20 protein-coding genes are annotated in these 22,377 nt (G+C 74.5%); 6 read left to right on the forward strand and 14 right to left on the reverse strand.

Going from position 1 to position 22,377, the window contains the following annotated elements:
• Positions 1–40: 40 nt before the first annotated feature.
• Positions 41–424: a cold-shock protein gene (locus ACIPAE_RS32875; protein WP_103885605.1), complete on the reverse strand. Its 384-nt coding sequence runs from the start codon at positions 422–424 to the stop codon at positions 41–43.
• Positions 425–725: 301 nt separating this feature from the next.
• On the opposite strand from ACIPAE_RS32875, the gene ACIPAE_RS32880 reads away from it, so the two are divergent.
• Positions 726–1,079, forward strand: a complete 354-nt coding sequence (locus ACIPAE_RS32880) for a hypothetical protein (RefSeq protein ID WP_402450287.1) — start codon at positions 726–728, stop codon at positions 1,077–1,079.
• On the opposite strand, the gene ACIPAE_RS32885 is transcribed toward ACIPAE_RS32880, so the two are convergent.
• Together ACIPAE_RS32885 and ACIPAE_RS32890 are read right to left on the reverse strand one after the other, a co-directional pair.
• Entirely contained in the window at positions 1,058–1,687 is a 630-nt protein-coding gene (locus ACIPAE_RS32885) for a haloacid dehalogenase-like hydrolase (RefSeq protein ID WP_329368240.1), read from the reverse strand. The genes ACIPAE_RS32880 and ACIPAE_RS32885 overlap by 22 nt on opposite strands.
• A gap of 145 nt (positions 1,688–1,832) precedes the next feature.
• Entirely contained in the window at positions 1,833–2,942 is a 1,110-nt protein-coding gene (locus ACIPAE_RS32890; protein ID WP_402450290.1) for an HAAS signaling domain-containing protein, read from the reverse strand.
• Between the two features lie 89 nt (positions 2,943–3,031).
• On the opposite strand from ACIPAE_RS32890, the gene ACIPAE_RS32895 reads away from it, so the two are divergent.
• Positions 3,032–5,497 carry a helicase C-terminal domain-containing protein gene (locus ACIPAE_RS32895; protein ID WP_402450292.1) on the forward strand — a complete coding sequence of 822 codons (2,466 nt, stop codon included), beginning with the start codon at positions 3,032–3,034 and terminating at the stop codon, positions 5,495–5,497.
• 63 nt (positions 5,498–5,560) lie between these two features.
• On the opposite strand, the gene ACIPAE_RS32900 is transcribed toward ACIPAE_RS32895, so the two are convergent.
• The 4 genes from ACIPAE_RS32900 to ACIPAE_RS32915 form a co-directional block, all read right to left on the reverse strand.
• The gene (locus ACIPAE_RS32900; RefSeq protein ID WP_402450294.1) at positions 5,561–8,239 is read right to left on the reverse strand and encodes a caspase family protein; all 2,679 of its coding nucleotides are present in this window, start codon (positions 8,237–8,239) and stop codon (positions 5,561–5,563) included.
• Between the two features lie 5 nt (positions 8,240–8,244).
• Positions 8,245–8,670 (reverse strand): hypothetical protein, encoded by a 426-nt coding sequence (locus ACIPAE_RS32905; RefSeq protein ID WP_402450297.1) that lies wholly within the window; start codon positions 8,668–8,670, stop codon positions 8,245–8,247.
• Positions 8,671–8,835: 165 nt separating this feature from the next.
• Entirely contained in the window at positions 8,836–9,771 is a 936-nt protein-coding gene (locus tag ACIPAE_RS32910) for a VanZ family protein (RefSeq protein WP_402450300.1), read from the reverse strand.
• Positions 9,772–9,906: 135 nt separating this feature from the next.
• Complete coding sequence (locus tag ACIPAE_RS32915; protein ID WP_402450301.1) at positions 9,907–11,010, reverse strand: LPXTG cell wall anchor domain-containing protein; 1,104 nt, start codon at positions 11,008–11,010, stop codon at positions 9,907–9,909.
• 198 nt (positions 11,011–11,208) lie between these two features.
• On the opposite strand from ACIPAE_RS32915, the gene ACIPAE_RS32920 reads away from it, so the two are divergent.
• Positions 11,209–12,867, forward strand: coding sequence for a DNA repair helicase XPB (locus ACIPAE_RS32920; RefSeq protein WP_329368223.1), 1,659 nt, complete (start codon positions 11,209–11,211; stop codon positions 12,865–12,867).
• A 72-nt stretch (positions 12,868–12,939) separates the two neighbouring features.
• Here ACIPAE_RS32920 and ACIPAE_RS32925 read toward each other — a convergent pair whose 3' ends face one another.
• The gene (locus ACIPAE_RS32925; RefSeq protein ID WP_402450304.1) at positions 12,940–13,479 is read right to left on the reverse strand and encodes a hypothetical protein; all 540 of its coding nucleotides are present in this window, start codon (positions 13,477–13,479) and stop codon (positions 12,940–12,942) included.
• 93 nt (positions 13,480–13,572) lie between these two features.
• Positions 13,573–13,743: a hypothetical protein gene (locus ACIPAE_RS32930; protein ID WP_328465175.1), complete on the reverse strand. Its 171-nt coding sequence runs from the start codon at positions 13,741–13,743 to the stop codon at positions 13,573–13,575.
• A 395-nt stretch (positions 13,744–14,138) separates the two neighbouring features.
• Between ACIPAE_RS32930 and ACIPAE_RS32935 the strand changes: the two genes are divergently transcribed.
• Positions 14,139–16,172 (forward strand): AAA family ATPase, encoded by a 2,034-nt coding sequence (locus tag ACIPAE_RS32935; RefSeq protein WP_366409918.1) that lies wholly within the window; start codon positions 14,139–14,141, stop codon positions 16,170–16,172.
• 36 nt (positions 16,173–16,208) lie between these two features.
• Here ACIPAE_RS32935 and ACIPAE_RS32940 read toward each other — a convergent pair whose 3' ends face one another.
• The 3 genes from ACIPAE_RS32940 to ACIPAE_RS32950 all read right to left on the reverse strand — a co-directional run bounded on the left by ACIPAE_RS32940 (position 16,209) and on the right by ACIPAE_RS32950 (position 18,372).
• Entirely contained in the window at positions 16,209–16,919 is a 711-nt protein-coding gene (locus tag ACIPAE_RS32940; RefSeq protein ID WP_402450308.1) for a copper homeostasis protein CutC, read from the reverse strand.
• Positions 16,920–17,003: 84 nt separating this feature from the next.
• Positions 17,004–17,675, reverse strand: a complete 672-nt coding sequence (locus ACIPAE_RS32945) for a hypothetical protein (protein ID WP_329368214.1) — start codon at positions 17,673–17,675, stop codon at positions 17,004–17,006.
• Positions 17,676–17,766: 91 nt separating this feature from the next.
• Positions 17,767–18,372 carry a ScbR family autoregulator-binding transcription factor gene (locus tag ACIPAE_RS32950; RefSeq protein WP_402450310.1) on the reverse strand — a complete coding sequence of 202 codons (606 nt, stop codon included), beginning with the start codon at positions 18,370–18,372 and terminating at the stop codon, positions 17,767–17,769.
• Between the two features lie 157 nt (positions 18,373–18,529).
• Here ACIPAE_RS32950 and ACIPAE_RS32955 point away from each other — a divergent pair, with 157 nt between their 5' ends.
• Together ACIPAE_RS32955 and ACIPAE_RS32960 are read left to right on the forward strand one after the other, a co-directional pair.
• On the forward strand, positions 18,530–19,546 hold the full coding sequence (locus ACIPAE_RS32955; protein WP_402450312.1) for a ScbA/BarX family gamma-butyrolactone biosynthesis protein: 1,017 nt from the start codon (positions 18,530–18,532) through the stop codon (positions 19,544–19,546).
• A gap of 219 nt (positions 19,547–19,765) precedes the next feature.
• Positions 19,766–20,434, forward strand: coding sequence for an HAD family phosphatase (locus ACIPAE_RS32960; RefSeq protein WP_329368209.1), 669 nt, complete (start codon positions 19,766–19,768; stop codon positions 20,432–20,434).
• A 99-nt stretch (positions 20,435–20,533) separates the two neighbouring features.
• Here the strand turns inward: ACIPAE_RS32960 and ACIPAE_RS32965 are convergent, their stop codons facing one another.
• Together ACIPAE_RS32965 and ACIPAE_RS32970 are read right to left on the reverse strand one after the other, a co-directional pair.
• Positions 20,534–21,253, reverse strand: coding sequence for a DAK2 domain-containing protein (locus ACIPAE_RS32965; RefSeq protein ID WP_366409824.1), 720 nt, complete (start codon positions 21,251–21,253; stop codon positions 20,534–20,536).
• Between the two features lie 73 nt (positions 21,254–21,326).
• The gene (locus ACIPAE_RS32970; protein ID WP_329368205.1) at positions 21,327–22,334 is read right to left on the reverse strand and encodes a dihydroxyacetone kinase subunit DhaK; all 1,008 of its coding nucleotides are present in this window, start codon (positions 22,332–22,334) and stop codon (positions 21,327–21,329) included.
• Positions 22,335–22,377 lie beyond the last annotated feature (43 nt).

Genomic DNA, 22,377 nt, shown 5'->3' on the forward strand with positions numbered 1-22,377 from the left:
GGTAAAGCCCGGTTAAAAGGGGGCGCTCGCCGCCGAAGGGTCAGACGTCGAGCTGGTCGGCGACGACGCGCAGCACCGAGGCGATCTTGTGGCCGTGCGCCTTGTCCGGATAGCGGCCGCGCTGGAGCGAGCGCGCGACGTCCTCCAGCAGCGAGGTGAGGTCCTGCACGATCGGCAGCAGCTCATCCGGCTTGCGCCGCTGGGCGGCCGCGACGGACGGTGCCGGATCGAGCAGCGTCACCGAAAGCGCCTGGTCACCGCGTTGGCCCGCGACCACGCCGAACTCCACGCGCTGGCCGGGCTTGAGGGCCGCCACCCCTTCGGGCAGCACCGACGAGTGCACGAAGACGTCGCCGCCGTCATCGCGGGAGAGGAAGCCGAAGCCCTTCTCGCTGTTGAACCATTTGACCTTGCCGGTAGGCACGTCCGACCTCGTCCTCATTGCTCGGTGTCGCCCGAAGTTCTCGGAGCTGATGGAAGTTACTCGAAATTACCCGAACCCGCCGGGGGCTGCTGGAGAATTACCCGAGAGCAGCTGGAAACCGCTCCCGGCAGGTCGTCAGCGGACCGCTCCGGACCCGTCCGAGGACCCGTCGGCAGACCCGTCCGCGGACCCGTCCGAACAGTCGCCGGCAGCGCGCCGACGGCCCGCCACCGTACGACAGGACGCCCGGCGGCCCTGACTCCGTTCCACTCCGTCCACCCCACGGACCTACCCTTGTCGGGTGAGCAAACAAACCCTGGGCCCCGGTGACCTGCTGGTCCGCACCGGCGCCATCACGTTCCTGGTCGGGACCGTTGGCACCGTGGTGACGGTCGCGCCGCTGCTGCTGCACACCAAGCGGCTGCCCACCCCTGCGTACTTCGTGTCGATGCTGATGGGGCTGGGCCTCGCGCTGGCCCTGGTCGGGCTGCTGAAGTCCGCGCTGGCCCAGCGGCACGCGACGGCGGGCGGTGCGGGGGGAACGGCCGTGCTCGGGCAGTCCGTGGTCGGGAAGTCCGTGCTCGGGCAGTCCGGGATCGGGCAGCAGGCGGCCGCCGGGCAGGCCGCCGCGGATCAGGCCGCCGCGGAGCGGTAGTCCGCGAACCAGGCGGGGAACTCCGTCAGGTCGGCCAGCACCACGTCGGCGCCCGCCGCCAGCAGTTCCTTCTCCCCGCACGGCCCGGTCGCCACAGCCACCGACAGCGCGCCGGCGGCACGCGCCCCGCGCACGTCCCCGACGTGGTCGCCGACGTAGACCGACGCGCCGTACTCGACCAGCGCCTCGGCCTTCGCCTCCGCCCACAGCCAGCCGCGCAGTTCCGCCTCGATGCCGACGTGGTCCAGGTGCAGCCGGGCGTTCGGGGCGTGCTTCGCCGTGACGACCAGCGGCCGGCCGCCCGCTGCCCGTACCGCCTCCACCGCGGCCACCGCGCCGGGCATCGCCGGGGTCGGGAGGATCGCGTGGTCGACGTAGAGCGCGCGGTAGCGGTCGCCCATCTCCGCGATGAGCTCGGGCGCGAACCAGTTCGCCAGCTCGTCCTCCAGCGGCGGGCCGAGGCGGGTGACGGCCAGCGCCGAGTCGATGAAGGTGCCCGTCTCCGCGGCCAGCCGGTCGTACACCGCCTTGATCCCCGGGCGGGAGTCGATCAGGGTCATGTCGAGGTCGAACCCGACGGTCAACGGGGCGGCGAGGTCCTTGGTCACCCGCCCATTGTCCCCGACGGCGACCGGACCCACCCCGGTGCCCCCGTTCCCGTCCCGTTCCGTCCTCCGGGGGACCGGAGGCACCGGAAGGTGCTCCCGGCACCGACAGCACCGGGTGACCCGGAGGGTCCGCCCGGGCCGAGCGCTACGCGGACCTGCGCGCCCGCCAGAGGAAGTAGAGGGCGGAGCCGACGGCGGCGACGCGGACCGCGACGGGGAGGTCGTCCCGGATCACGTGGCCCATCTGCCCCTGGGCGACGGGCGAACCCCAGCGGCCCTTGTCACGGCCCCAGAGCCAGACCGCGTAGCCCACGGCCGTGGCCCCGGGCACCCCGAACACCGCGATCTTGGCCTGGGTACGGGTGAGGGTGCGCGAGAGGTATCCGGCCAGCCAGCCGAGCCCGAGCGGTATCCATGAGCCGATCACCACACCGGCGACCAGGAGCGCGGCGGCGCACAGCAGCAGCGGGCTGCCCCACCGCTTCACGCGGGCACGGGCACCCCCGCCCGCGCCGGCGCCCGGCCGCAGCAGCCCGCGCAGCCCCTTCCGCCCCGTCGGCCCCGCCTCGGCCGGCCCGCCGCCCGCCGCCCCCTCGCCTTCCCCGGGGCCACCGCCCCCTCCCCCCGCGAGGGCACCCGGGAGCGGCCGCAGCTCGTCCCCCGCCTCCTTCCCCGCCAGGTCCTCGTCGTCGAACGGGATGAAGATCCCCCCGGTCATCCCCGGCAGCCCGGCCAGCTCGTCCCCGGCCCGCAGCCGCCCCTCCCCCAGCCCGCCGCCCCACCACTCCGGCTCCCGCTCGCCGCGCGACCGCGGCTTCTCCCGGCGGGAGGCCCGCCGCTCCTCGCGCGACTCGTCACGCGACCCGTCGGACGGCTCCTCCGGCGACCTCTCCCGCGACTTCGGCACCGCCGCCCCGCGCGGCTTCGCGTACGGCCCGTACGTCCCCGGCGCGGGCTCCCCGGCGGGCGGCTCGCCCGCACCGGACCCGGAGGCAGCCCCCGACGCGGCGCCGGCAGCGGACCGGCCCGACCCGCGGGTGCCCGCCGCCGCCTCGACCACCTCGTCCGGGCTGCCGAACCGCCCGAGGATGCGCTGCACCGCCGCCGCGTTGTCCCCCTCGCCCCTGGCCCGGTCGATGTCGGTCCGCAACTGCGCCACCAGCCGCATCCGGTCGGCCGCCGGAAGCGCGGTCTGCGCCAGGTCACCGACCCGGCTGAGGTAGTCGAACACCAGCCGGTCGCTCTCCACGCCCACCGCCGGGCTCCTTCCGCCGTCCGCCGCACCGCCGCCCGCCACGACGACCGTACCCGTCCGCTTACCTCCATGCGGCTAATGTGGGACGGATGGATACGGCAGAGCCGCGCACCCTCGCGGAGGACCTGCGCGCACGTGACGACGACGCGCTGGCCCGCCTCCTGCGCGCCCGGCCCGACCTGCTCACCCCGGTCCCGAACGACCTCACCCAGCTCGCCACCCGCGCCGCCACCCGCGCGTCGGTGCTGCGCGCGCTGGACCAGGTCGACGCGTTCACCCGCCAGGTCGCGGAGGCGCTCGCGGTGGCCGCCGACCCGTGCCCGTACGACGCGTTGCGCGTGCTGATGGCCGGCGCGGACCCGGCCGGGGGCGGCGCCGCCCCGCTCGGCGAGCCGCTGCCCGCCGACCTCGCCGCGGCGGTCACCGCCGCCCTGCCCGGCGCGGTGGAGCGGCTGCGCACCCGGGGCGTGGTGTGGGGCGGCGAGGACCGGCTGCGGCTGGTGCGCGCGGCCCGCGACGTGCTGGCGCCGTCGCCCGCGGTGGCGTCCGCGACCGGGCTCGGCCCGTCCGTCGGCGAGGCCACCTCGGGCATGTCGCCCGCCCGGCTCCAGGAGATCGTGGCCGACGCGGGCCTGCCGGCCACCCACGACCCGGTGAGCGCCACCCGCGCGCTGGCCGGACTCTTCGCCGATCCGGGCGGGTTGGGCCCGCTGCTCGACTCCGCGCCCGAGGGCGTGCGCACCGTGCTCGACCGCCTGGTGTGGGGACCGCCGTACGGCGAGGTGCGGGACGCGACCGCACCCGTACGGGCGAAGGACGCCTCGACCGCCGTGCAGTGGCTGCTCGCCCGCGGCCTGCTGCTGCCGGCCGGCCCGCACAACGTCGCGCTGCCCCGCGAGGCGGCGCTCGCGCTGCGCGGTGGCCGCGCGCACCGCTCCCCGCAGCCGGCTCCGCCGCCGATCGCCCCGGTGCCGCGCACCCCGCGCACCGTCGACCTCACCGCGGCCGGCCAGGCGCTGACCGCCGTACGCACCGTCGCCGAACTGCTCGCCGCGTGGGAGACCGGCGGGCCGGCCGTGCTGCGGGCCGGCGGGATCAGCGTGCGCGACCTCAAACGGACCGCGGCGACCCTCGACCTGCCCGAGCCGCAGGCCGCCTTCTGGGTCGAACTCTCCTACGCCGCGGGGCTGGTGGCCGCGGACGGCGAGGTCGAGGAGGCGTACGCCCCGACCCCCGCGGCCGACGGATGGGCCCAACTCCCGTCCCAGCAGCAGTGGTCGGTACTGGCCGCCGCCTGGCTGACCGCGACCCGCACCGCAGGGCTGGTCGGCAGCCGGGACCCGAAGGGGCGGGCACTGGCCGCGCTCGGCCCCGACCTGGACCGCCCGCTCGCCCCCCAAGTACGGCGCGCCGCCCTCGACTTGCTCGCCGAGCCGCCGCCCGGCACCGCCGCGGACCGGGACGCGCTGCTGGCCCGGCTGCGCTGGGACCGCCCGCTGCGGCCGGGCGCCGACGCGCTGCGCACCGACCTGCTCGACTGGACCCTCATGGACGCCGAGACACTGGGCGTCACCGGGCGCGGCGCGCTCGCCGCGCACGCCCGGCCGCTGCTGGCCGGCGACCCGGACGCGGCCGCCGCCGCGCTCGCCCCGCTGCTGCCGGAACCACTCGACCACGTGCTGCTCCAGGCCGACCTGACGGCCGTCGCCCCGGGTCCGCTGGTCGCGCCGCTCGCGGAGATGCTGGGCATGCTGGCCGACATCGAGTCCAAGGGCGGCGCCACGGTCTACCGCTTCACCCCCGAGTCGGTGCGGCGCGCCCTGGACGCGGGCCGCAGCGCCGCCGAGTTGCAGTCCTTCCTGACCACCCACTCGCGTACGCCCGTGCCGCAGCCGCTGAGCTATCTCATCGACGACGTGGCGCGCCGGCACGGCGCGCTGCGGGTCGGCGTGGCCGCCGCGTACCTGCGCTGCGACGACGACGCCGTGCTCACCGAACTCCTCGCCGACCGCCGGGCAGGCGGCCTCGGGCTGCGCCGGCTCGCCCCGACCGTGCTGGCCGCGCAGGCCGACCCGGCCACCCTCCTGGAGCGGCTGCGCGCGATGGGCCTCGCCCCGGCCGCGGAATCGCCCGACGGCGACGTCCTGATCACCCGCCCCGACGCCCGCCGCACCCCGCCGCGCACCCCGCCGCTGCCCGTCACCGACGGGCCGCCCGCGCCCGACGACGCGCTGCTCGGCCTCGCGGTCAAGGCGATCCGGGCCGGCGACCGCGCCGCCACCGTCACCCGCAGCGCCCCCGCCGCCCGCGACGGCGGCCTGCCCCGCACCCCCGCCGCCGACACCCTCGCCACCGTGCAGGCCGCCGCCCTCACCGGCGAGTCCCTCTGGATCGGCTACGTCAACGCCGAGGGCGCCGCCACCCAGCGCGTGATCGCCCCGCTCCGCGTCGAAGGCGGCTACGTCACGGCCTACGACCACACCGCCGACGAGAACCGCACCTTCGCCCTGCACCGCATCACCGGCGTCTCCACCCTCGCCGAAGACCCGTCCTGACCCGTCCTGTTCCGGCACCCGTCCTGACCCGGCCGCACGTGAAACCCGGCCGTTCCGAAACGGTCAGCTCGCCGTGCCGTCACCGTCGTCGAGCACGGAGCGCCGCAGGAGCGGGAAGTACGCCGGGCCGGGAGGCGGTTCCAGGCCGAGCGAGACCGCGAGCTTCTTCGCCCGGCCGCCCAGCCGGACGGCGTAGCAGCGCAGCGCGTACGCGGCGTCGTCGGGGAACCCCGCGCCGTGCAACCCGGTGACCGTGGCGCGCAGGTGGCCGATCGCGTCCCACGATCCCCCCTTGATCACGACCCGGGCGGTGCCGTGCAGTCCCCTGCGGCGCAGGGACAGCGTCAACTCCAGCCGCCGCGCGGAGTCGAACCACGCCCCCGCCGCCCGCCGGGCCGCGTACCGGACCGCTTCCTCGCGGCCGAGGGCCCGCAAGGCCGCCAGCGCCAGCGCCAGCCCGGTGGGAGACCGGAGGCGGTCGGCCACGGCCTCCAGGTTGCCCTTGTCCAGGGTCGGGACACGTCCGCCGGCCGAGATCCCGCGGTCGGACAAGCAGGCCCGCAGCGCGAGGGCTTCGGGGAATCCTCCGCGTTCCAGCCACGCGAGCCGTGCGGCGAGGTCCGCCGGAGCCCTGCGGGCGCCGTAGCCGAACAGCGCGAGGAGGTCCAGATGGCTTCCGGTGTCCCGCAGTTGTTCCAGCACCTCGGCGAACGCCTCGCCCGACGCGGTGCCGAACGAGGTGAACACCTCGTCGTAGCGCCCGTCCGCCAGGAACGGCTCTCTGAGCAACGCGAGCCGCGCAGGTGCAGGTTGAGCAGCGATCGCGGACAGCAGCCGGTCACGGTCACGGGTCCGGCCCCGCTCCTCCAACCCCTCCAGCAGCCGCGCGACGTCCTGCGCGGACGACTGGCCGACCTCGTCGAGCAGGGCGTTCGCGTCCACGGGGCGGCCCATCTCGCGCAGGCTGTCGACGAAGTCCACCGCGGCCTCGACCGGGCCGGTGCGGGTCGCCATCGACAACAGCAGGACGGAGTCCTCACCTCGGCCCTGCCGGTACAGCGTCTTGGCGAGTGCCGTCAGGTCCGCCGGAGACATCGCGGCAGCGCACCGCCGCAGCACGGTCGAGGCGTCGGGGCCGAGGCCCGCCGAACGCAGTTCCGCGCAGAGTTCGGCGATGGTCCGCAGATCGGGACGCACCGACGACGCTGACGGGGGAACGGCGCCGGCGATCCACCCTTCGAGGATCGTGGCGGCGTCGTCCTCGTGTTCCGCCTCGTGCATCTTCCGCAGGAGCTGCACGAACGCGGGCACGGGACGCCGTGTCACCGTCTCCTGGGTCCGCAGGTAGAGCGCGAACGCCCGGTCCTGCTGGCCGATGGCCAGGAGGGCGTCGGCCAGGCGTCCTGATTCCTCCGGGGAGTCCGTGGTGGCGGCCGTGAGGACCCGGTCGGCCTCCGGCTCGAGACCGGCGGACCAGAGCGCTCCCGCCAGTTCGAGGACGTCGTCGGTACTGCTCAGACGCTCGGTCCGCAGGGACAGCAGGCGGTCCGCCTCGGCCGAACGGCCGTTGGAGCGCAGGGACTTGTAGGTGGCCGCGACGACATCGACGGATTGGCCGGCGGCATGGTGCAGGACGCGTGCGGCGTCCGCCGGCTCGTCATCGACGGCGTACAGGGCGTCGAGGTAGTCGGCGACGGCCTGCGGGCCGCGATCGGACAGGGCCGCGTTCACCACACCGGAGGCGGCCCGGTCGTCCGCCGCGCTCAAAAGCGCCGCGAGGGCGGCCACTTCCTGGACCGGACGGCGCGCCGCCCATTCCCGCAGCAGCGCGTCGGCGGCAGCACCGCCGTCCGCGGTCCTCGACCTCGCGACCTCCTGGACGAGTTCGCGTGGCGTCCGGGCCGGCCCGGTCACCACGTGGGGGGTGCCGGACGGGCTCGCGCCCTGCTCCTCGTCGTCCACCGGTGCGCTCTCCGCCAGGTGCCGGTTCCTGGCGAAGACGAGGGTGCGGCCGGTGTTGCTGAGCCGCTGCTGCGGCAACGGGCGTCCCTTGGCTCGCAGTTCGCCGTACAGGTGCTCGTAGACGTGGGTGGCCTCGATCAGTTCGCCGGCGTCGGGCAGCCCGCTCTCCAGCAGACGGATCAGCTCTCCGGTGAACGCCGTGTACGTCTCGCCGGGCGGCGACTGCGACTGCCGGGTCGCGGAACTCGCGGTGAGGAGGTAGGACCCCGCGATGCGCGTCTGCTCGGCCATCTGCACCGCCCGGCCGGCGCCGCCCATGCCCCCCTCGAACGCCCGCCCGCCGTAGCAGCAGTCCAGGATCACGACCCGGTTGACGTCGCGCCGGGTACGGAGCACCTCGCCGCGTACGGCGTCGAAGTCCAGGGCGGTGTAGGCCCGTTCGGGATCGGTGCCGGGCAGGGCGAGCAGGAGGCCGTTGACGTCCGGATGGGCCAGACCGTGCCCGGCAAAGTAGACCAGCAGCGTGTCCTCGGCCTTGCGCGCCGCGTCGTGGATCGCGTCGAGGACCTCCTCCCGGGATTCCGGCTGCGGCAGCCGTACGCAGTTCCCTTGCGGCAGGCCCCAGATCGTGGCGTCGGTGAACAACTCGGCCAGCCTGCCGAGGTTGTTCGCGACCGCGGGCAGTTCGTCGAGGGAGGCGTGGTCGTACGACGCGGCTCCGACGAGGACCGCGTACGAGCGGTGCGGATCGGCGAGTTCCCTGTCCCCCTGGATGGCCATGCGGGCTACTCAGGGACCTGGTCGTCAGGGTCGGGCGCGGGCTGGTCGGGGGCGGGCTGGTCGGGCCCGGGAAGTGGCTCCGGCAGCGCCGCGAGCACCGCCAGGACCCGGCGCACCTCGTCGTCGGTGCCGTTCTCGACGCTGACGGACAGGCCGTCCGAGGCGCGGGTGAAGGTGAATCCCGCGCCGCGCCCGCCGCCGGCTCGCGAGCGGCGCCAGGAGACGTACTGCATCGCCAGGCTCGCGATGGTCGTCGACTCGGCGAGGACGACCTGGATGACCTCCAGGGCTCCCATCGCCCCGGGGCGGCCGGTGGCGGCGTTCTCCAGACGGACCGACTCGGGCCCGTCCTGGTCGTCCCTCAGCCAGCGGAAGAAGTCGTGCAGGGCAGGAACCTCGTCGTCGTTCGTCGCCCGGATCTCCACCCGCATCTGGAACTCTCCGCCTCCTGGCACACCGCGCGGCCCCTGGGCCGGCCCAGCTCGAAGTGATGGTGCCACAGGGGCGCAGGGGGTGCACACGTTCTCGCCATAGGGGAACGCCCCGCTCCGGTACGGCGCACCGCGAACGCGCACCGCCCGCCGGCGGGTGCCCGGTCAGCGCTCGGGATCGGCGGGGGCGGGGTCCGGAGCCTTGCCGATGCCGTAGCGGTGGTACCAGTGGGGGCGGCGGGGGTGGAGGGCGCGGCCGAGGCGGAGGCCGAGGGCGAGGTAACCGAGCAGGGAGCCGGCGGTGTTGAGGATGACGTCGTCGATGTCGAACGCGCGGCCCTCCACGATCGCTCCCTGGGTGGTCTCGACCATGAGCATCACGAGGGCGGTGACGACGACGACCCGGATCAGCCCGCGGGTGCGCGGGAAGAGGGTGGGCAGCAGGATGCCGAAGGGCACGCCGAGCAGGATGTTGCCGCCGATCTGCTTGACGGTGTCGCGGGTGTCCGGCTGGTCGAGGTAGGCCCGGATCGACGCGCCCGGCCGCAGGTTGGTGTGCACGAGGGCGTCCGAGGCGGGCGACGGCACGAGGGTCACCCGGGCCAGCGCCACCGCGAAGGCCACCATCGCGACCACGAGCACCGCGAGCACCAGCGCCCGGGCCGCCAGCGCGACCGCGGAACGGCGCTGGAGCAGCGGGGCGGGCGGGGCGTCGCGGCGCGCGGCGGACTTGGCGGACGCGGCGGAGTTGGCGGGCTTGGCGGACTTGGTGGGCCCTGCCACCTTGGCCGACTTCGCCGACTTCGCCGGTACGTCGCCGCCAGAGCGCGGCCACCAACCGGGCAACGTACGGCGGGACTTCGGCGCCTGGCCGGCCGTGGCCTTGCGGGGCCGCCCGGCCGCCTGCTTCGGCGAAGAGCCCGGCTTGCGCGCGGACTTGGGCTTCGGCCCCTGCTTCGGCCCCGGCTTCGACTTGGGCTTCGGCTCGGGCTTCGACTTCGGAACGGACTTGGGCGCGGCCTTCCGCGCCGCCCCCGGTGTGGCCGCCCCGCTCGACCCGGAGGACGGGCCGGCACGGAAGAGCGGGACTCGTAGCGCCATGGAACGCGGCCCCCTCGAATAGGCACTGTCCCTGCGGCGCTTACCCCCGACCGGCCGCCGTACGCCGTGGGAAGGCGTGCGGCGGCCGGACCGGCGGCGGTCGTACGGATCGTACGAACGGTCATACGCGTGGCGTCAGTTGTGGCGCCCGCGCCTGCGGCTGAACACCACCAGCGCACCGCCGGCGCCCAGCACCCCGACGGCCGCCGCGGCGGCCCACTCGACCTGGGCCGACGCACCGGTGTGCGGAAGGGTCGGCGGGGTCGTGGTGGGCGTGGTCGGCGTCGTGGGCGGGGTGGTCGGCGGGTGGCTGGGGTGGTGCGACGGGTGGTGACTCGGGTGATGGGACGGGTGGTGACTCGGGTGGTGGGACGGCGGAGTCGTGGGAGGGGTGGTCGGAGGCGTCGTGGGGGGCGTCGTGGGCGGCTTCGTCGGAGGGGTCGTCGGCGGCTTGGTGGGCGGCGTCGTCGGCGGGTGGCTGGGGTGGTGCGACGGGTGGTGGCTCGGGTGGTGCGAGGGGTGATGGGACGGGTGGTGGGACGGCGGGGCGGTCGGGGGCTTGGTGGGCGGAGTGGTCGGAGGCTTGGTCGGAGGTGTCGTGGGCGGAGTCGTGGGCGGGCAGCTGGTGCTGTCGCTGGGCGACGGGCTCCCGCTCGGCCACGTGTCCCCGTAGCCCGGGGCCGTGGAGCCGTAGCCGTCGTCGGGCGGCGTGGAGCCGTAGCCGTCGTCGGGCGGCGTGGAGCCGTACCCGTGGTCCGGCGCCGTGGAGCCGTAGCCGTCGTCGGGCGGCGTGGACCCGTACCCGTCCGGCGCCGTGGTGTGCTGTTCGGCAGGCGGCGCGCTGGAGGGGACAGCGCTGGAGGGAGCCGCACTGGAGGGGGCGGAACTGGAAGGGGCGGAGCTGGAGGGTGCCGCGCCGGAGGGCGCCGCACTGTTCGGCCACTGGCTGCCGTTCGGCCACGACGCGTTGTCGCCGCTGGGCGACGACGACGGCGCGGCAGTGTTCGGCGGCCACTCGCTGCCGTTCGGCCAGGACGTGTCCGACGGAGCGGCGGCGGTCCCGAGCGCGGCGGTCGTCCCGCCGTCGTCCGAGGTGGCGGCACCGGCCGGCGAGCCGGGCAGCAGCAGGCCGGCCGCGGCCATGACTGCCGCGCCGACGACTGCCGTGGACGCCGCGGCGGCACGGAACGGCCCCCGGCGGCGCGACGCGGTGGGGGGATTCGTCTGCTGGTGATCCATGGGGGCAGAAAACATCAAATACGACTGTTCATCTTGTATGCAGAGCACATGCCGCGCGCAGATTCCCCTGTCCGGACGCACGCCCCCGCCTCACCCCCGTCCCACCCCGCCTCACCCCCGCCCCCTCCCGCCGCGCTCCGACCGAACCGCGCGGCGAAGTACAGTTGTCTGTTCGCCCGCCATCCGTCGGAGGCCCCCTTGTCCTGCTTGATCGTCCAGAGCGACAAAACGCTCCTCCTGGAGGTCGACCACGAGCAGGCCGACGCCTGCCGCCGTGCGATCGCCCCGTTCGCCGAACTGGAGCGGGCCCCCGAGCACATCCACACCTACCGGCTGACGCCGCTGGGCCTGTGGAACGCCCGGGCGGCCGGACACGACGCCGAGCAGGTGGTGGACGCGCTCGTCGAGTACTCCCGGTACCCGGTGCCGCACGCGCTGCTGGTCGACGTGGCCGAGACGATGGACCGCTACGGGCGGCTGCGGCTGAGCAAGGACCCGGCGCACGGCCTGGTGCTGACCACCACCGACCGCCCGGTGCTGGAGGAGATCCTGCGCTCGAAGCGGGTGCAGCCGCTGGTCGGCGCGCGGATCGACGCGGACACCGTCGCCGTGCACCCCTCCGAGCGCGGCCAGATCAAGCAGGTGCTGCTGAAGCTGGGCTGGCCGGCCGAGGACTTCGCCGGATACGTCGACGGCGAGGCGCACCCGATCGAGCTGGACGAGAACGGCTGGGGGCTGCGCCCGTACCAGCAGCAGGCCGTGGAGGGCTTCTGGCACGGCGGCTCCGGGGTGGTCGTGCTGCCCTGCGGCGCGGGAAAGACGCTGGTCGGCGCGGGCGCGATGGCGCAGGCGAAGGCCACCACGCTGATCCTGGTGACGAACACCGTCTCGGCCCGCCAGTGGAAGCACGAACTGGTGAAGCGCACCTCCCTCACCGAGGAGGAGATCGGCGAGTACAGCGGCACCCGCAAGGAGATCCGCCCGGTCACCATCGCCACGTACCAGGTGCTCACCACGAAGCGGAAGGGTGTCTACCCGCACCTGGAGCTGTTCGACTCCCGCGACTGGGGGCTGATCGTCTACGACGAGGTGCACCTGCTGCCCGCGCCGGTCTTCAAGTTCACCGCCGACCTCCAGGCCCGCCGCCGGCTCGGCCTGACCGCGACGCTGGTGCGCGAGGACGGCCGCGAGTCCGACGTGTTCTCGCTGATCGGGCCGAAGCGGTTCGACGCGCCGTGGAAGGAGATCGAGGCGCAGGGGTACATCGCGCCCGCCGACTGCGTCGAGGTCCGGGTCAACCTCACCGAGACCGAGCGGCTGGCGTACGCGACGGCCGAGACCGAGGAGAAGTACCGCTACTGCGCGACCACCGCGACCAAGCGGAAGGTCACGGAGGCGCTGGTGGCCAAGCACGCGGGGCAGCAGACCCTCGTCATCGGGCAGTACATCGACCAGCTCGACGAGCTGGGCGAGCACCTCGACGCGCCGGTGATCAAGGGGGAGACGACGAACGCGCAGCGCGAGAAGCTCTTCGAGGCGTTCCGGCAGGGCGAGCTGTCGGTGCTGGTCGTCTCCAAGGTGGCGAACTTCTCCATCGACCTGCCCGAGGCGACGGTCGCGATCCAGGTGTCGGGCACCTTCGGCTCCCGCCAGGAGGAGGCGCAGCGGCTCGGCCGGGTGCTGCGGCCGAAGGCCGACGGCCACGAGGCGCGCTTCTACTCGGTGGTGGCCCGCGACACGATCGACCAGGACTTCGCGGCCCACCGCCAGCGGTTCCTCGCCGAGCAGGGGTACGCCTACCGCATCGTGGACGCCGACGACCTGCTCACCGGCTCCGCGGAGGCGGAGGACGTCTGAGCAGCCGTCCGGTGCACGGCCGCACCGCCCCCGTACGGCTTCGGCCCGCCCGAGTACGGCTTCGGCCCGCCCTCAGTTCGGCAGCGGCAGGTGCACGTAGAGGTAGACGCCGGTCAGCGCGGCCGCCAGTGCCCCGACACCCAGCAGCGGCCGCACGGCGTGCCAGCGGTTCGGCACGGCCCAGCAACCGGCCAGCAGGACCGCCGCGAGCGCCAGCACGCAAGGGTCGACCTCCATCGCCCGGAAGAGCGCGTGGCAGCCGTCCGGCTCGCACGAGTCGGTCGCGAGCGGCGAGAGCATGAAGAAGAGCGCGCCGATCGCCAGGAGCGGGGCGCACAGGACGCTGCACAGCACCGGGACGAAGATCTCGCGGGGCTCCCGCGGGGAGTCGGTGCCCGTGAGGTGGACGGCGTACGGCCAGGGCTCCGGCGGCCGGCCGGCCGCGGTGGGCGGCAGCGCGGGGCGGGGCGGACCGGGCGGAAGAGGCGGGCCGGGCCGGAGGGGCGGGCCGGACGAAGGACTCGCGTCGGGGCCGCGCCGGTCAGGCGGGTGGGGCCGGGCGGGGTCCGGATCGTCGGCCCCGTGGCAGTGCCCTGCGGTGTGTGTCGCCATGGGTCCCATCACAGCGCCCAGGGCGGTCTCGCACATGCGCCGCCGTACTCACCTCGGCGCGGGGAGGCTACTCACCGGTAGCGCTCCGGGTGCTCAGTAACGCTTGCTCTCGGTGCCGAGGAGGACGACCTCGACGGCGGTGGTGACGTACACCTTGACCGCGCGCAGCGCGTTGCCCACGCGGTGTCGGGGGTTGCCGGAGCGGGCACCGATCGCGGTGCCGCCATGGACGCTGGGACCTGGGGGAAGTGTGGTGGAGGCCATGTCTCCACGGTAGGCATCACGCGCACGGCGTACGTCGGGCCATGGGCGGATATCGCACCGGGCGTGTGCGACTTCGGGCGGACCCCCGACCCTGACGGGCCCCTCGGGGTCCCCCCGAGTCCGGCGGCGGGCACCCGGGCGGAAAACGGTTAGCATCGCCGCGACCCGGGGCGTATAGTTCCGCGTCTTGCCGCCTCCCTGACGGGAGTGCCGCCGCCCGGACGGAAACCGGCCGGCCCTTCGTGATCACCACCGCGTGCGTACGCGACGCCGTACGCTCCCACGTATCAGCCGGAGGCAAAGCCGTGCCCTCGCACGCCCGCAACCAGTCCGCCTCGCCGACAGCCGCGGCCCCTTCCTCCGCCCCGCCCGCGGACCCGGCGCCGGCCGACCCGCTGGGCCACGAGCGCGCCCACCTCGCCTCCTCCCGGTCCGCGCTGCGCGCCATGCGGGAGGACGTCGAGGCGCTCGACATCAGCGATGTCACCGGGAACTGGGTCAACGCCAAGATCCTCGCCGGCGAGATCGAGGTGCGCATCAAGGCGCTCGCCGACCTCGCCGGCACCCCGCTCTTCTTCGGCCGCCTCGACTACCTGCGCGCGCCGGGCGTCGAGGCGGCCGAAGGGGGTGCGGGAGAGAGCTTCTACATCGGGCGGCGCCATGTGCACGACGCCGACGGCGACCCGATGGTCATCGACTGGCGCGCCCCTGTCTCGCAGCCGTTCTACCGCGCCTCCCGCGCCGAGCCGATGGACGTGGCGCTGCGCCGCCGCTTCGGCTACACCGGCGGCGAGCTGACCGCGTACGAGGACGAGCACCTGACGGACGCCACCGAGGAGGACCGTTCCAGCAAGCTGCTCCAGTCGGAGATCGAGCGGCCGCGCGTCGGGCCGATGCGCGACATCGTGGCCACCATCCAGCCCGAGCAGGACGAGATCGTGCGTGCCGGGGTGGGCGGCAGCGTCTGCGTGCAGGGTGCGCCGGGCACCGGGAAGACCGCGGTCGGCCTGCACCGGGTGGCCTACCTGCTGTACGCGCACCGGGAGCGGCTGGCCCGCACCGGCACCCTGGTGATCGGGCCGAACGCGTCCTTCCTCCAGTACATCGAGCAGGTGCTGCCCGCGCTCGGCGAACTCCAGGTCAAGCAGGCGACCGTGGACGACCTGGTGGCCCATGTCGAGGTGCGCGGCACCGACTCGGCGGCCACCGCGCGGCTCAAGGGCGACGCGCGCATGGCGGAGGTGCTGCGGCGCGCGGTGCGCTCGGGCATCACCATGCCGAAGGAGCCGGTCGTGGTGGTGCGCGGCTCCCGGCGCTGGCGGGTGCCGGCGTACGAACTGGAGGAGATCGTCCGGGAGATGGCCGGCCGCGACATCCGGTACGGCGCCGCCAGGGACGCGCTGCCGCAGCGGATCGCGCACGCGGTGCTGGTGCAGATGGAGCGGTCCGGCGAGGCGCCCGACGACCGGGTGCAGGACGCGGTCGCCCGCAACCCCGCGGTCAAGGCCGCGGTCAAGGCGTGCTGGCCGCCGGTCGACCCGGCCAAGACGGTGCTGCGGCTGCTGTCCGACCCGGAGTTCCTGGCCTCGTGCGCCGACGGGCTGCTCTCGCCGGAGGAGCAGCGGGAGGTGCTGTGGGCGAAGCCGGCCCGCGGACCGGCCTCGGCGAAGTGGTCGGCGGCCGACGCGGTGCTGATCGACGAGGCCACCGACCTGGTGCAGCGCACCGGTTCGCTCGGGCATGTGGTGCTCGACGAGGCGCAGGACCTCTCGCCGATGCAGTACCGCGCGGTCGGGCGGCGCTGCTCCACCGGGTCGGCGACGATCCTCGGCGACCTCGCGCAGGGCACCACGCCCTGGGCGACCGCCTCCTGGGCCGAGGCGCTGTCCCACCTGGGCAAGCCGGACGCCCGGGTCGAGGAGCTGACCCGCGGCTTCCGCGTACCGCGGGAGGTGATCGCGTACGCGTCCAGGCTGCTGCCGGCCATCGCTCCCGGGCTCGCGCCGGCGACCTCCGTCCGTGAGTCGCCCGGCGCCCTGTTCGTACGGCCGACGGCCGAGGACGGGCTCGACGCGGCCGTGCTGGCCGCCTGCCGCGAGTCGCTCGGCTACGAGGGCTCCATCGGCCTCATCGCGGCCGACCCCCGAATCCCGGCACTGGCCGCCGCGCTCGACGCGGCCGGCCTGCCGTACCTCTCTCCCGGCGAGGAGACCTCGGCGACCGCCCGGCTCACCCTGGTCCCCGCGTCCCTCGCCAAGGGCCTGGAGTACGACTACGTGGTCATGGACGACCCCGCCGCGATCGTGGCGGCCGAGCCCGACGAACGGACCGGTCTGCGCCGGCTGTACGTCTGCCTCACCCGCGCGGTGTCGGGCCTGACGGTGCTGCACGCCGCCCCGCTGCCGGGCGCCCTGGCGGAAGTCGGCTGACCCCGCGCCGCGCCCGGCAACTCCAGCCGCGCGCCCCTACCCGACGGCCACCGCTGAGTCGAGGGCCTCGCGCCAGGTGCGGACGGCGGCGACGTCGACGGGGGCGGCCCATCCGCCGGGCCGCACCGCGCCGCCGACGTGGAAGCCGCTGAGTCCGGCCGCGCGCAGGGTCGGCACGTGGTCCAGGAGCAGGCCGCCGCCGACCAGCAGCTCCGGCTCGTATCCGGGCTCGCCGGCCCGCGCCGACTCGTCGCACAGGACCGGCAGCCCGGCCGCCACACCGTCCGCCGATCCGGCGGTGAGGTAGGTGTCCAGGCCGGGCAGCCCGGCGAGTTGCAGGCGCAGCGCGTCGCGGTCGGCGGCCCGGTCCATGGCGCGGTGGAACGTCCAGCGGCAGCCGTCGATCACGTCGACCAGCGCGTGGATCGCGTCGAGGTCGGCCCGGCCCCGCGCGTCGAGGAAACCGAGCACGAACTCGTCGGCGCCCTCGGCCCGCAGGCCCTGCGCGGTCTCGCACAGCACGTCCAGCTCGCGGGCGTCGGCGGCGCTGAACCCGTCGGACAGCCGCAGCATGACGCGCAGCGGAATCCGCACCGCCGCCCTGATCGCGCCGAACGTCTCCCGGGAGGGCGTCAGCCCGTCCGCGGCCATATCGGTGACCAGTTCGAGGCGGTCGGCCCCGCCGTCCTGGGCCGCAACGGCATCCTCCGCGCCGAGGGCGATCACCTCGAAGATTGGTCTAGACATATGAGCAAGGGTGCCACACCAGCCCCTCCCGCGCGAGGGCCGGGTCCCGCGCCACGGCCCGGAAAAACCGGCCGGGCGGGCGGACTATGCCTCCAGCAACTCCAGTTCGGTGCCGACGTTGCGGCGGGCCACCGGCTCCCAGTGCTCGCGTCCGTACGCCGTGCGGAACAGGTTCGGCAGCGCCAGCAGCCGTCGCAGCACCTCGGCGCGGCCGGTCCGGAAGTCCTCGTCCGGCACGAAGGCGTACTCCTCCCGGACGGCGGCGGCGTACCCCGCGTACGCCGCCGGGTCGCCGGCCAGCACCGCCAGGTCCGCGTCGCACAGCACCTCGCCGTCGGCGTCGCCCTCGGCCGGGTCGTGGTCCACGGTCAGCAGTACCAGCCGGGCGACCTGCGCGACGCGCTCCGGGTCCACCCCGGCCTCGGTCAGCGCCCGTTCGGCGAGCGCGGCGCTGCGCTCCTCGTTCTCGCTGCGCTCCGGGCGGTAGACCACGTCGTGGAACCACGCGGCCAGCGCCACCGTGTCCGGGTCCTGCGCGTACACCGTCAGCTCCGTCACCCGTGCCAGTACCGCGACCAGGTGGTCCAGCGTGTGGTAGCGGCGCTGCGGCTCCGCCCAGCGGGCCAGCAACTCCCGCCCGTACACGGCCGGATCGGGCTCGTCCGCCGCTCCGTTCCGGCAGCGGCGCAACAGCTCGCACCACTCCGCGAGCAGAGCGGCGTAACGGGGATGGGCTTCGGCTCGGCTCTCGGGCATGCGGATCATTGTCCACCGCGCTCCCGGGAGAGCACGGGTGCCCCCCGACGCGGGTTCCCCTCCCCCACCCGAGTGCGCCGGGCGCCGGGCCCTACGGCACCAGGCAGGACGGGCCGGGCGCGCCCACCCGCGTCAACAGCTCCCGGGCGTCGGGCTTCGCCTGGAGCCCGGCGAGCAGCAGCAGCCACAGGTCGTAGAGCCGGTCCTCGATCTGGTCGCGCCCGTCGAGCGCGTCGGAGACCGTGTGCATCCCGAAGAACGCGTAGACGACACCGACCGCGGCCGTCTCCGGGGCGAGCCCGCCCGCCAGTTCGCCCTGTTCGGCCGCCTCCCGCAGCAGCGACCCCACCGTGTCGATCCACCCGAGGAACGGCGCGGGCAGCGGCGTGTCGATGGCGCGGCGCTCGGTCCACAGCCGCGACCCGGCCCGCACCACGACATCGTCGCGGAAGGCGCGGGCGACCGAGAAACTCAGCGCCACCAGCCTCTCCAGCGCGGATTCGTATGACCGGTGAATTCCGGAGATCATCTCCGGCCAGGTCGCGAAGTGCGCCTCGACGACAGCGAGCGCCAGCTGCTCCTTGTTGCCGAAATGGAAGTAGATCGCCCCGCTGGTGCGCCCGGAGAGCGCGCTGATGTCGCTGATACTGGTGCCGGCATAACCGCGTTCCTCGAACAGCCGCGCCGCGGCCTCCACGAGACACCTGCGCGTCGTCTCCGCCCGTCCCTGCACGATCACCCCGGTAGCCGCTTCGTCGCCGACCCCGGCAATCTAGCGCGTCGCGAAGACCGATCCCTACCGGGTTCCGGATGACGCACATGCGAATCAGCCGGACGTGAGTTCTTCTTATGGTATGAATCATTCGGTCGGGGATGGGTCCGGACGGAACTCCGGGCAGGACGATTCACCGGGCTTGAGCTGGTCCCGCACGGTCGCCAGGGAAATGGTGCACCGGTCGTCCGTCGCCGAGGTGCTGCTGACGGACGTACGGCCGGACGGCACTGGGGGGTTCGAGGCGGCGGCGTGCTGGCCGCGCTCGCACGCCACCTTCCCGCGCGACGGCTCTGACCTGCACAGCCCGCTGCTGGTGGTCGAGACACTGCGGCAACTGGGCATCTACCTGCCGCTGCGCTACTTCGGCGTCGCGCCGACCGCGCATCTGCTCATCGGCGATCTGTACTTCGCGCTCGCCCCGGACCGGGAACCGCGGGTCGGCCATGGCGGCACCGAGGTGACCTGCGCGATCGCGGTGCGCAAGGTGCGCCGGGACGCCGACGGCGCGGTCACCGGGCTGCGGCTGGACGTCCGCTACGCCTGCGCCGGGACGGACTTCGCCCGGGCCGGCGGCGGCGCCCGCTTCGTCGACCCGGACGGCTACCGCGCCGTACGGAACCGGTACGACGACGACGCCGAGCGCGCGGACCCGGCTCGGCTCCCGGCTCCCGGCCGGGCTCCCGACCCGGCCGCGAACCCGGCCGCGAACCGGGCCTCGCGCCCCGCTCCGGACGGCCGCCCCGAGCCTTCCGCGCTCGCGGTCACCGGGCACGGCGACGTGGTGATCGCCCGCCGCCACGGCGGCCTCGCGATCGAACCGGCCGACCCTCGGCACCCGTTCTTCTTCGACCACGCCAGCGACCACGTGCCCGGGATGGTGCTGCTGGAGGCGGCCCGGCAGGCCGCGGCCGAGGCCAGCGGCGGCGCGCTGCTGCGGCCGGTCTCCGGACGGCTGGTGGCCACCCGCTTCACCGAGCACGCGCCGGCCGCCCGGATCGAGCCGGTGCCGCACCACCGCACCTGCGTCTTCCGGGTCCGGCAAGGACCCGCCTGCACCGCATACGGGGTGCTCGGATACGGCCGACACGCGGTGTGACTTATTGCATTCGCTTGACTACCTTACGCGGTCGTCCATAACGTAACGATCGATATGTTCTCGGTGGTGCCCTCCGAATTCCGCGCCGTCCGCGGGATTTCCGGACGCCTTCGCCGAGAGCCCGCGCCTGCCTGACGAAACAGCGCACAGCCGTCCGTCGCCCGCATTCCCGGCGACCACCCTCAGCGCGTTCAGGCATTCTCGAACGGACTTGCCCCCATGACCCCTCACCCCCTCTTTTCCTGGACCCCGGCGGCGATTGTCTTCGACTGCGACGGCACCTTGATGGACACCGAGCGGCACTGGCAGGACGCCCGCGATCTGACCCTGCGCGATTTCCAGCTCGTGACGGAAGACGGATTCGCCGAACGCAGCAAGGGCCTGCACTACACCGAATGCGGTCAGCTCATGGCCGACGAATCCGGGCGGCCAGAACTCGGCGGCGAACTCACCGAACGGCTGCTCGGCCATTTCCGCACGCTCGTCGCCGCGGACCCGCAGACGATGCCCGGCGCGGGCGAACTCGTCGCCAACGCAGCGAAGTTCGCGCCTCTGGCGGTCGCCAGCAACTGCCCGCTGGACGTCGTCGAAACGTGCCTGCGCACCGCAGGGCTGCGGCAGCACTTCGACCACATCGTGGTGCCGGGACCCGGCATCCGCCCCAAGCCCTACCCCGACGTCTACCTCACCGCCGCCCGCCTGTGCGGCTCCGCGCCCACCGACTCCCTCGCCGTCGAGGACTCCGCGTGCGGCATCGAGGCCGCCACCCGCGCCGGCCTGCGCACCATGGGCGTCGGCCCCTGGCCCGGGGAGGACCTCGCCGCCACCGTCGACATCTGGGTCGCCTCCCTCGACGACCCCAACATCTTCTCCTGGTCGTCACGCTGACCGGTAAGGAGCCGGGAACCGTACGACCAGCCCACCACCGGCGGGTGGTCCTGGAGTTGAGACCAGCGCCACCCGCCCCGGAAGGCCGGGCCGGGCCGATCAGGCCAGGTACGGCGTGAGAGAGGGAACCGTGGTGCCCGCGGAGGCGAAGAGCAGGGCGATCCCGACCGCCCCCGGGTCGGGCACGCCCGCCGCCCGCTCGCCGAGGTAACTCGCCCGCCCCCGCCGCGCGGTGAGTCGAGCGGTGCTCCGCACCCCGCCCCACGCGGCGTCCGCCGCGCCGGCGACCGCGGCGCCGGGATCACCCGGCACCGTACGAGCCCGCGCGGCCAGCGCCTCGCAGGCCGGCACCAGCGCGTCGACCAGCGTCTTGTCACCGACCGCCGCCTCCCCCACCCGCTGGATCGCGGCGAGGCCGTTGCCCGCGCCGACCGCCAGCGCGGCGGCGGGCGCCCCGTCCCGGGCAGCGGCGACGGCGACCGCGACCTCCTGGAGCAGAAGGCCGAACAGCGGGCCGCTGGTGCCCCCGACCTCGTCGAGGAACGCGGAGGCGGCCGCCTCCAACGGCCAGGCGGGCGCCGGTGGAACCGCGGGCAGCACCGGTACGTCGGACGCGTCGAGCCGCCGCAGCGCGGCCTGCAGCCCGGCCACCAGGTTCGCGCCGAAGTCACCGTCGCCGACCTGCTGGTCGAGCGCGGTCAGTTCGGCCTCGGTCGCGGTCGCGGAGGCCGCGAACCGGCGCACCCACGCGTCGGTGAACCCGGTGAAGTCGATGGGCCGGAAGGGCTCGGAGAACTCGGTGTCGGTTGATGTGAGCATCGCTGCATCTCCCGTCGTTGCCTGCCCGCTGGTCGTGGTGAGCACCGTGGTGGGCACCCGGTCGCGGCCGCCGTCAGCCCGCCCGCCCGCACCACGCGGGTGCCGAGGCCGGCGCGTCGTAGTACGCGAGCGTCGCGTCGTCGGCGGCCAGCAGCGTGAGCGAGAAGCCCCGCATGTCCAGCGCCGTCACGAAGTCGCCGACGAGGGTCCGTACGGTGGTGGCGCCGCGCTTGTCCAGCAGCCGCGTCACCTCGCCCAGCACCGCGTACAGCTCCAGACGGGTGACCCCGCCCAGTCCGTTGACGAGGAGCACGACCTGCGCCCGGGGGCCCAGGTCCAGGGAGTCGGCGAGGGCGGCGACCATGTCCTCGGCGAGGTCGCGCAGCGACATCTCCCCGAGGGTGCGGCGGGCCCGCTCGCCGTGGATGCCGACGCCGTACTCGATGGCGCCCGGCGGCAGGTCGAAGGCGGGGCGGCCGGTCGCGGGCGAGGTGTGCGCGCCCGAGGCGACCGCGAGGCTGCGGCACCGGCCGGCCACGTCCGTGCCCAGCGCGACCAGTTCGGCCAGGCCCATCCCGGTGTCCGCGGCCGCGCCGAGGATCTTCTCGACCAGCACGGTCGCGCCGGTGCCGCGCCGGCCCGTGGCGACCTCGTCCGACTCGGTCGCCACGTCGTCGTCGATCAGCACCCGGCCGCAGGCGATGCCCTCCCGGGCGAGGCGTTCCGCGGCGATCCCGAAGTTGATCTTGTCGCCGGTGTAGTTCTTCACCACGTGCAGCACCCCGCCCTCGCCCGCGACGGCGCGCGACGCGGCGAAGATCTGGCGGTTGTGCGGTGAGGCGAAGACGCGGCCAGGGCAGGCGGCGTCCAGCATTCCGGTGCCGACGTATCCGATGTGCAGCGGTTCATGGCCCGAACCGCCGCCGGAGACGAGGCCGACCCTGCGGGTCGGCGCCGGCTTCAGCGCCCGTACAAAGCCGTCCCGCTCGTCCCAGCGCACGTCTTCCGCGTGCGCCCGGGCGAAGCCGGCCAGCGCGTCCCCCACCAGTTCGTCGGCCACGTTCACGAAGTAAAGGCCCATGAGACGACCTCCTGTCCCCTCATGCTGAGCGGTCCTGCGGATG

Origin of the sequence: Streptomyces sp. NPDC087270, from assembly GCF_044744625.1 — a bacterium.
Taxonomy (GTDB): Bacteria; Actinomycetota; Actinomycetes; order Streptomycetales; family Streptomycetaceae; genus Actinacidiphila.

Coding starts and splice junctions, on each gene's coding strand:
- ACIPAE_RS32895 (WP_402450292.1), top strand. CDS start 3,032: ATGGATACGGCAGAGCCGCGCACCCTCGCGGAGGACCTGCGCGCACGT.
- ACIPAE_RS32900 (WP_402450294.1), bottom strand. CDS start 8,239: ATGGCCATCCAGGGGGACAGGGAACTCGCCGATCCGCACCGCTCGTAC.
- ACIPAE_RS32905 (WP_402450297.1), bottom strand. CDS start 8,670: ATGCGGGTGGAGATCCGGGCGACGAACGACGACGAGGTTCCTGCCCTG.
- ACIPAE_RS32910 (WP_402450300.1), bottom strand. CDS start 9,771: ATGGCGCTACGAGTCCCGCTCTTCCGTGCCGGCCCGTCCTCCGGGTCG.
- ACIPAE_RS32915 (WP_402450301.1), bottom strand. CDS start 11,010: ATGGATCACCAGCAGACGAATCCCCCCACCGCGTCGCGCCGCCGGGGG.
- ACIPAE_RS32925 (WP_402450304.1), bottom strand. CDS start 13,479: ATGGCGACACACACCGCAGGGCACTGCCACGGGGCCGACGATCCGGAC.
- ACIPAE_RS32930 (WP_328465175.1), bottom strand. CDS start 13,743: ATGGCCTCCACCACACTTCCCCCAGGTCCCAGCGTCCATGGCGGCACC.
- ACIPAE_RS32940 (WP_402450308.1), bottom strand. CDS start 16,919: ATGTCTAGACCAATCTTCGAGGTGATCGCCCTCGGCGCGGAGGATGCC.
- ACIPAE_RS32945 (WP_329368214.1), bottom strand. CDS start 17,675: ATGCCCGAGAGCCGAGCCGAAGCCCATCCCCGTTACGCCGCTCTGCTC.
- ACIPAE_RS32955 (WP_402450312.1), top strand. CDS start 18,530: ATGAATCATTCGGTCGGGGATGGGTCCGGACGGAACTCCGGGCAGGAC.
- ACIPAE_RS32960 (WP_329368209.1), top strand. CDS start 19,766: ATGACCCCTCACCCCCTCTTTTCCTGGACCCCGGCGGCGATTGTCTTC.
- ACIPAE_RS32965 (WP_366409824.1), bottom strand. CDS start 21,253: ATGCTCACATCAACCGACACCGAGTTCTCCGAGCCCTTCCGGCCCATC.
- ACIPAE_RS32970 (WP_329368205.1), bottom strand. CDS start 22,334: ATGGGCCTTTACTTCGTGAACGTGGCCGACGAACTGGTGGGGGACGCG.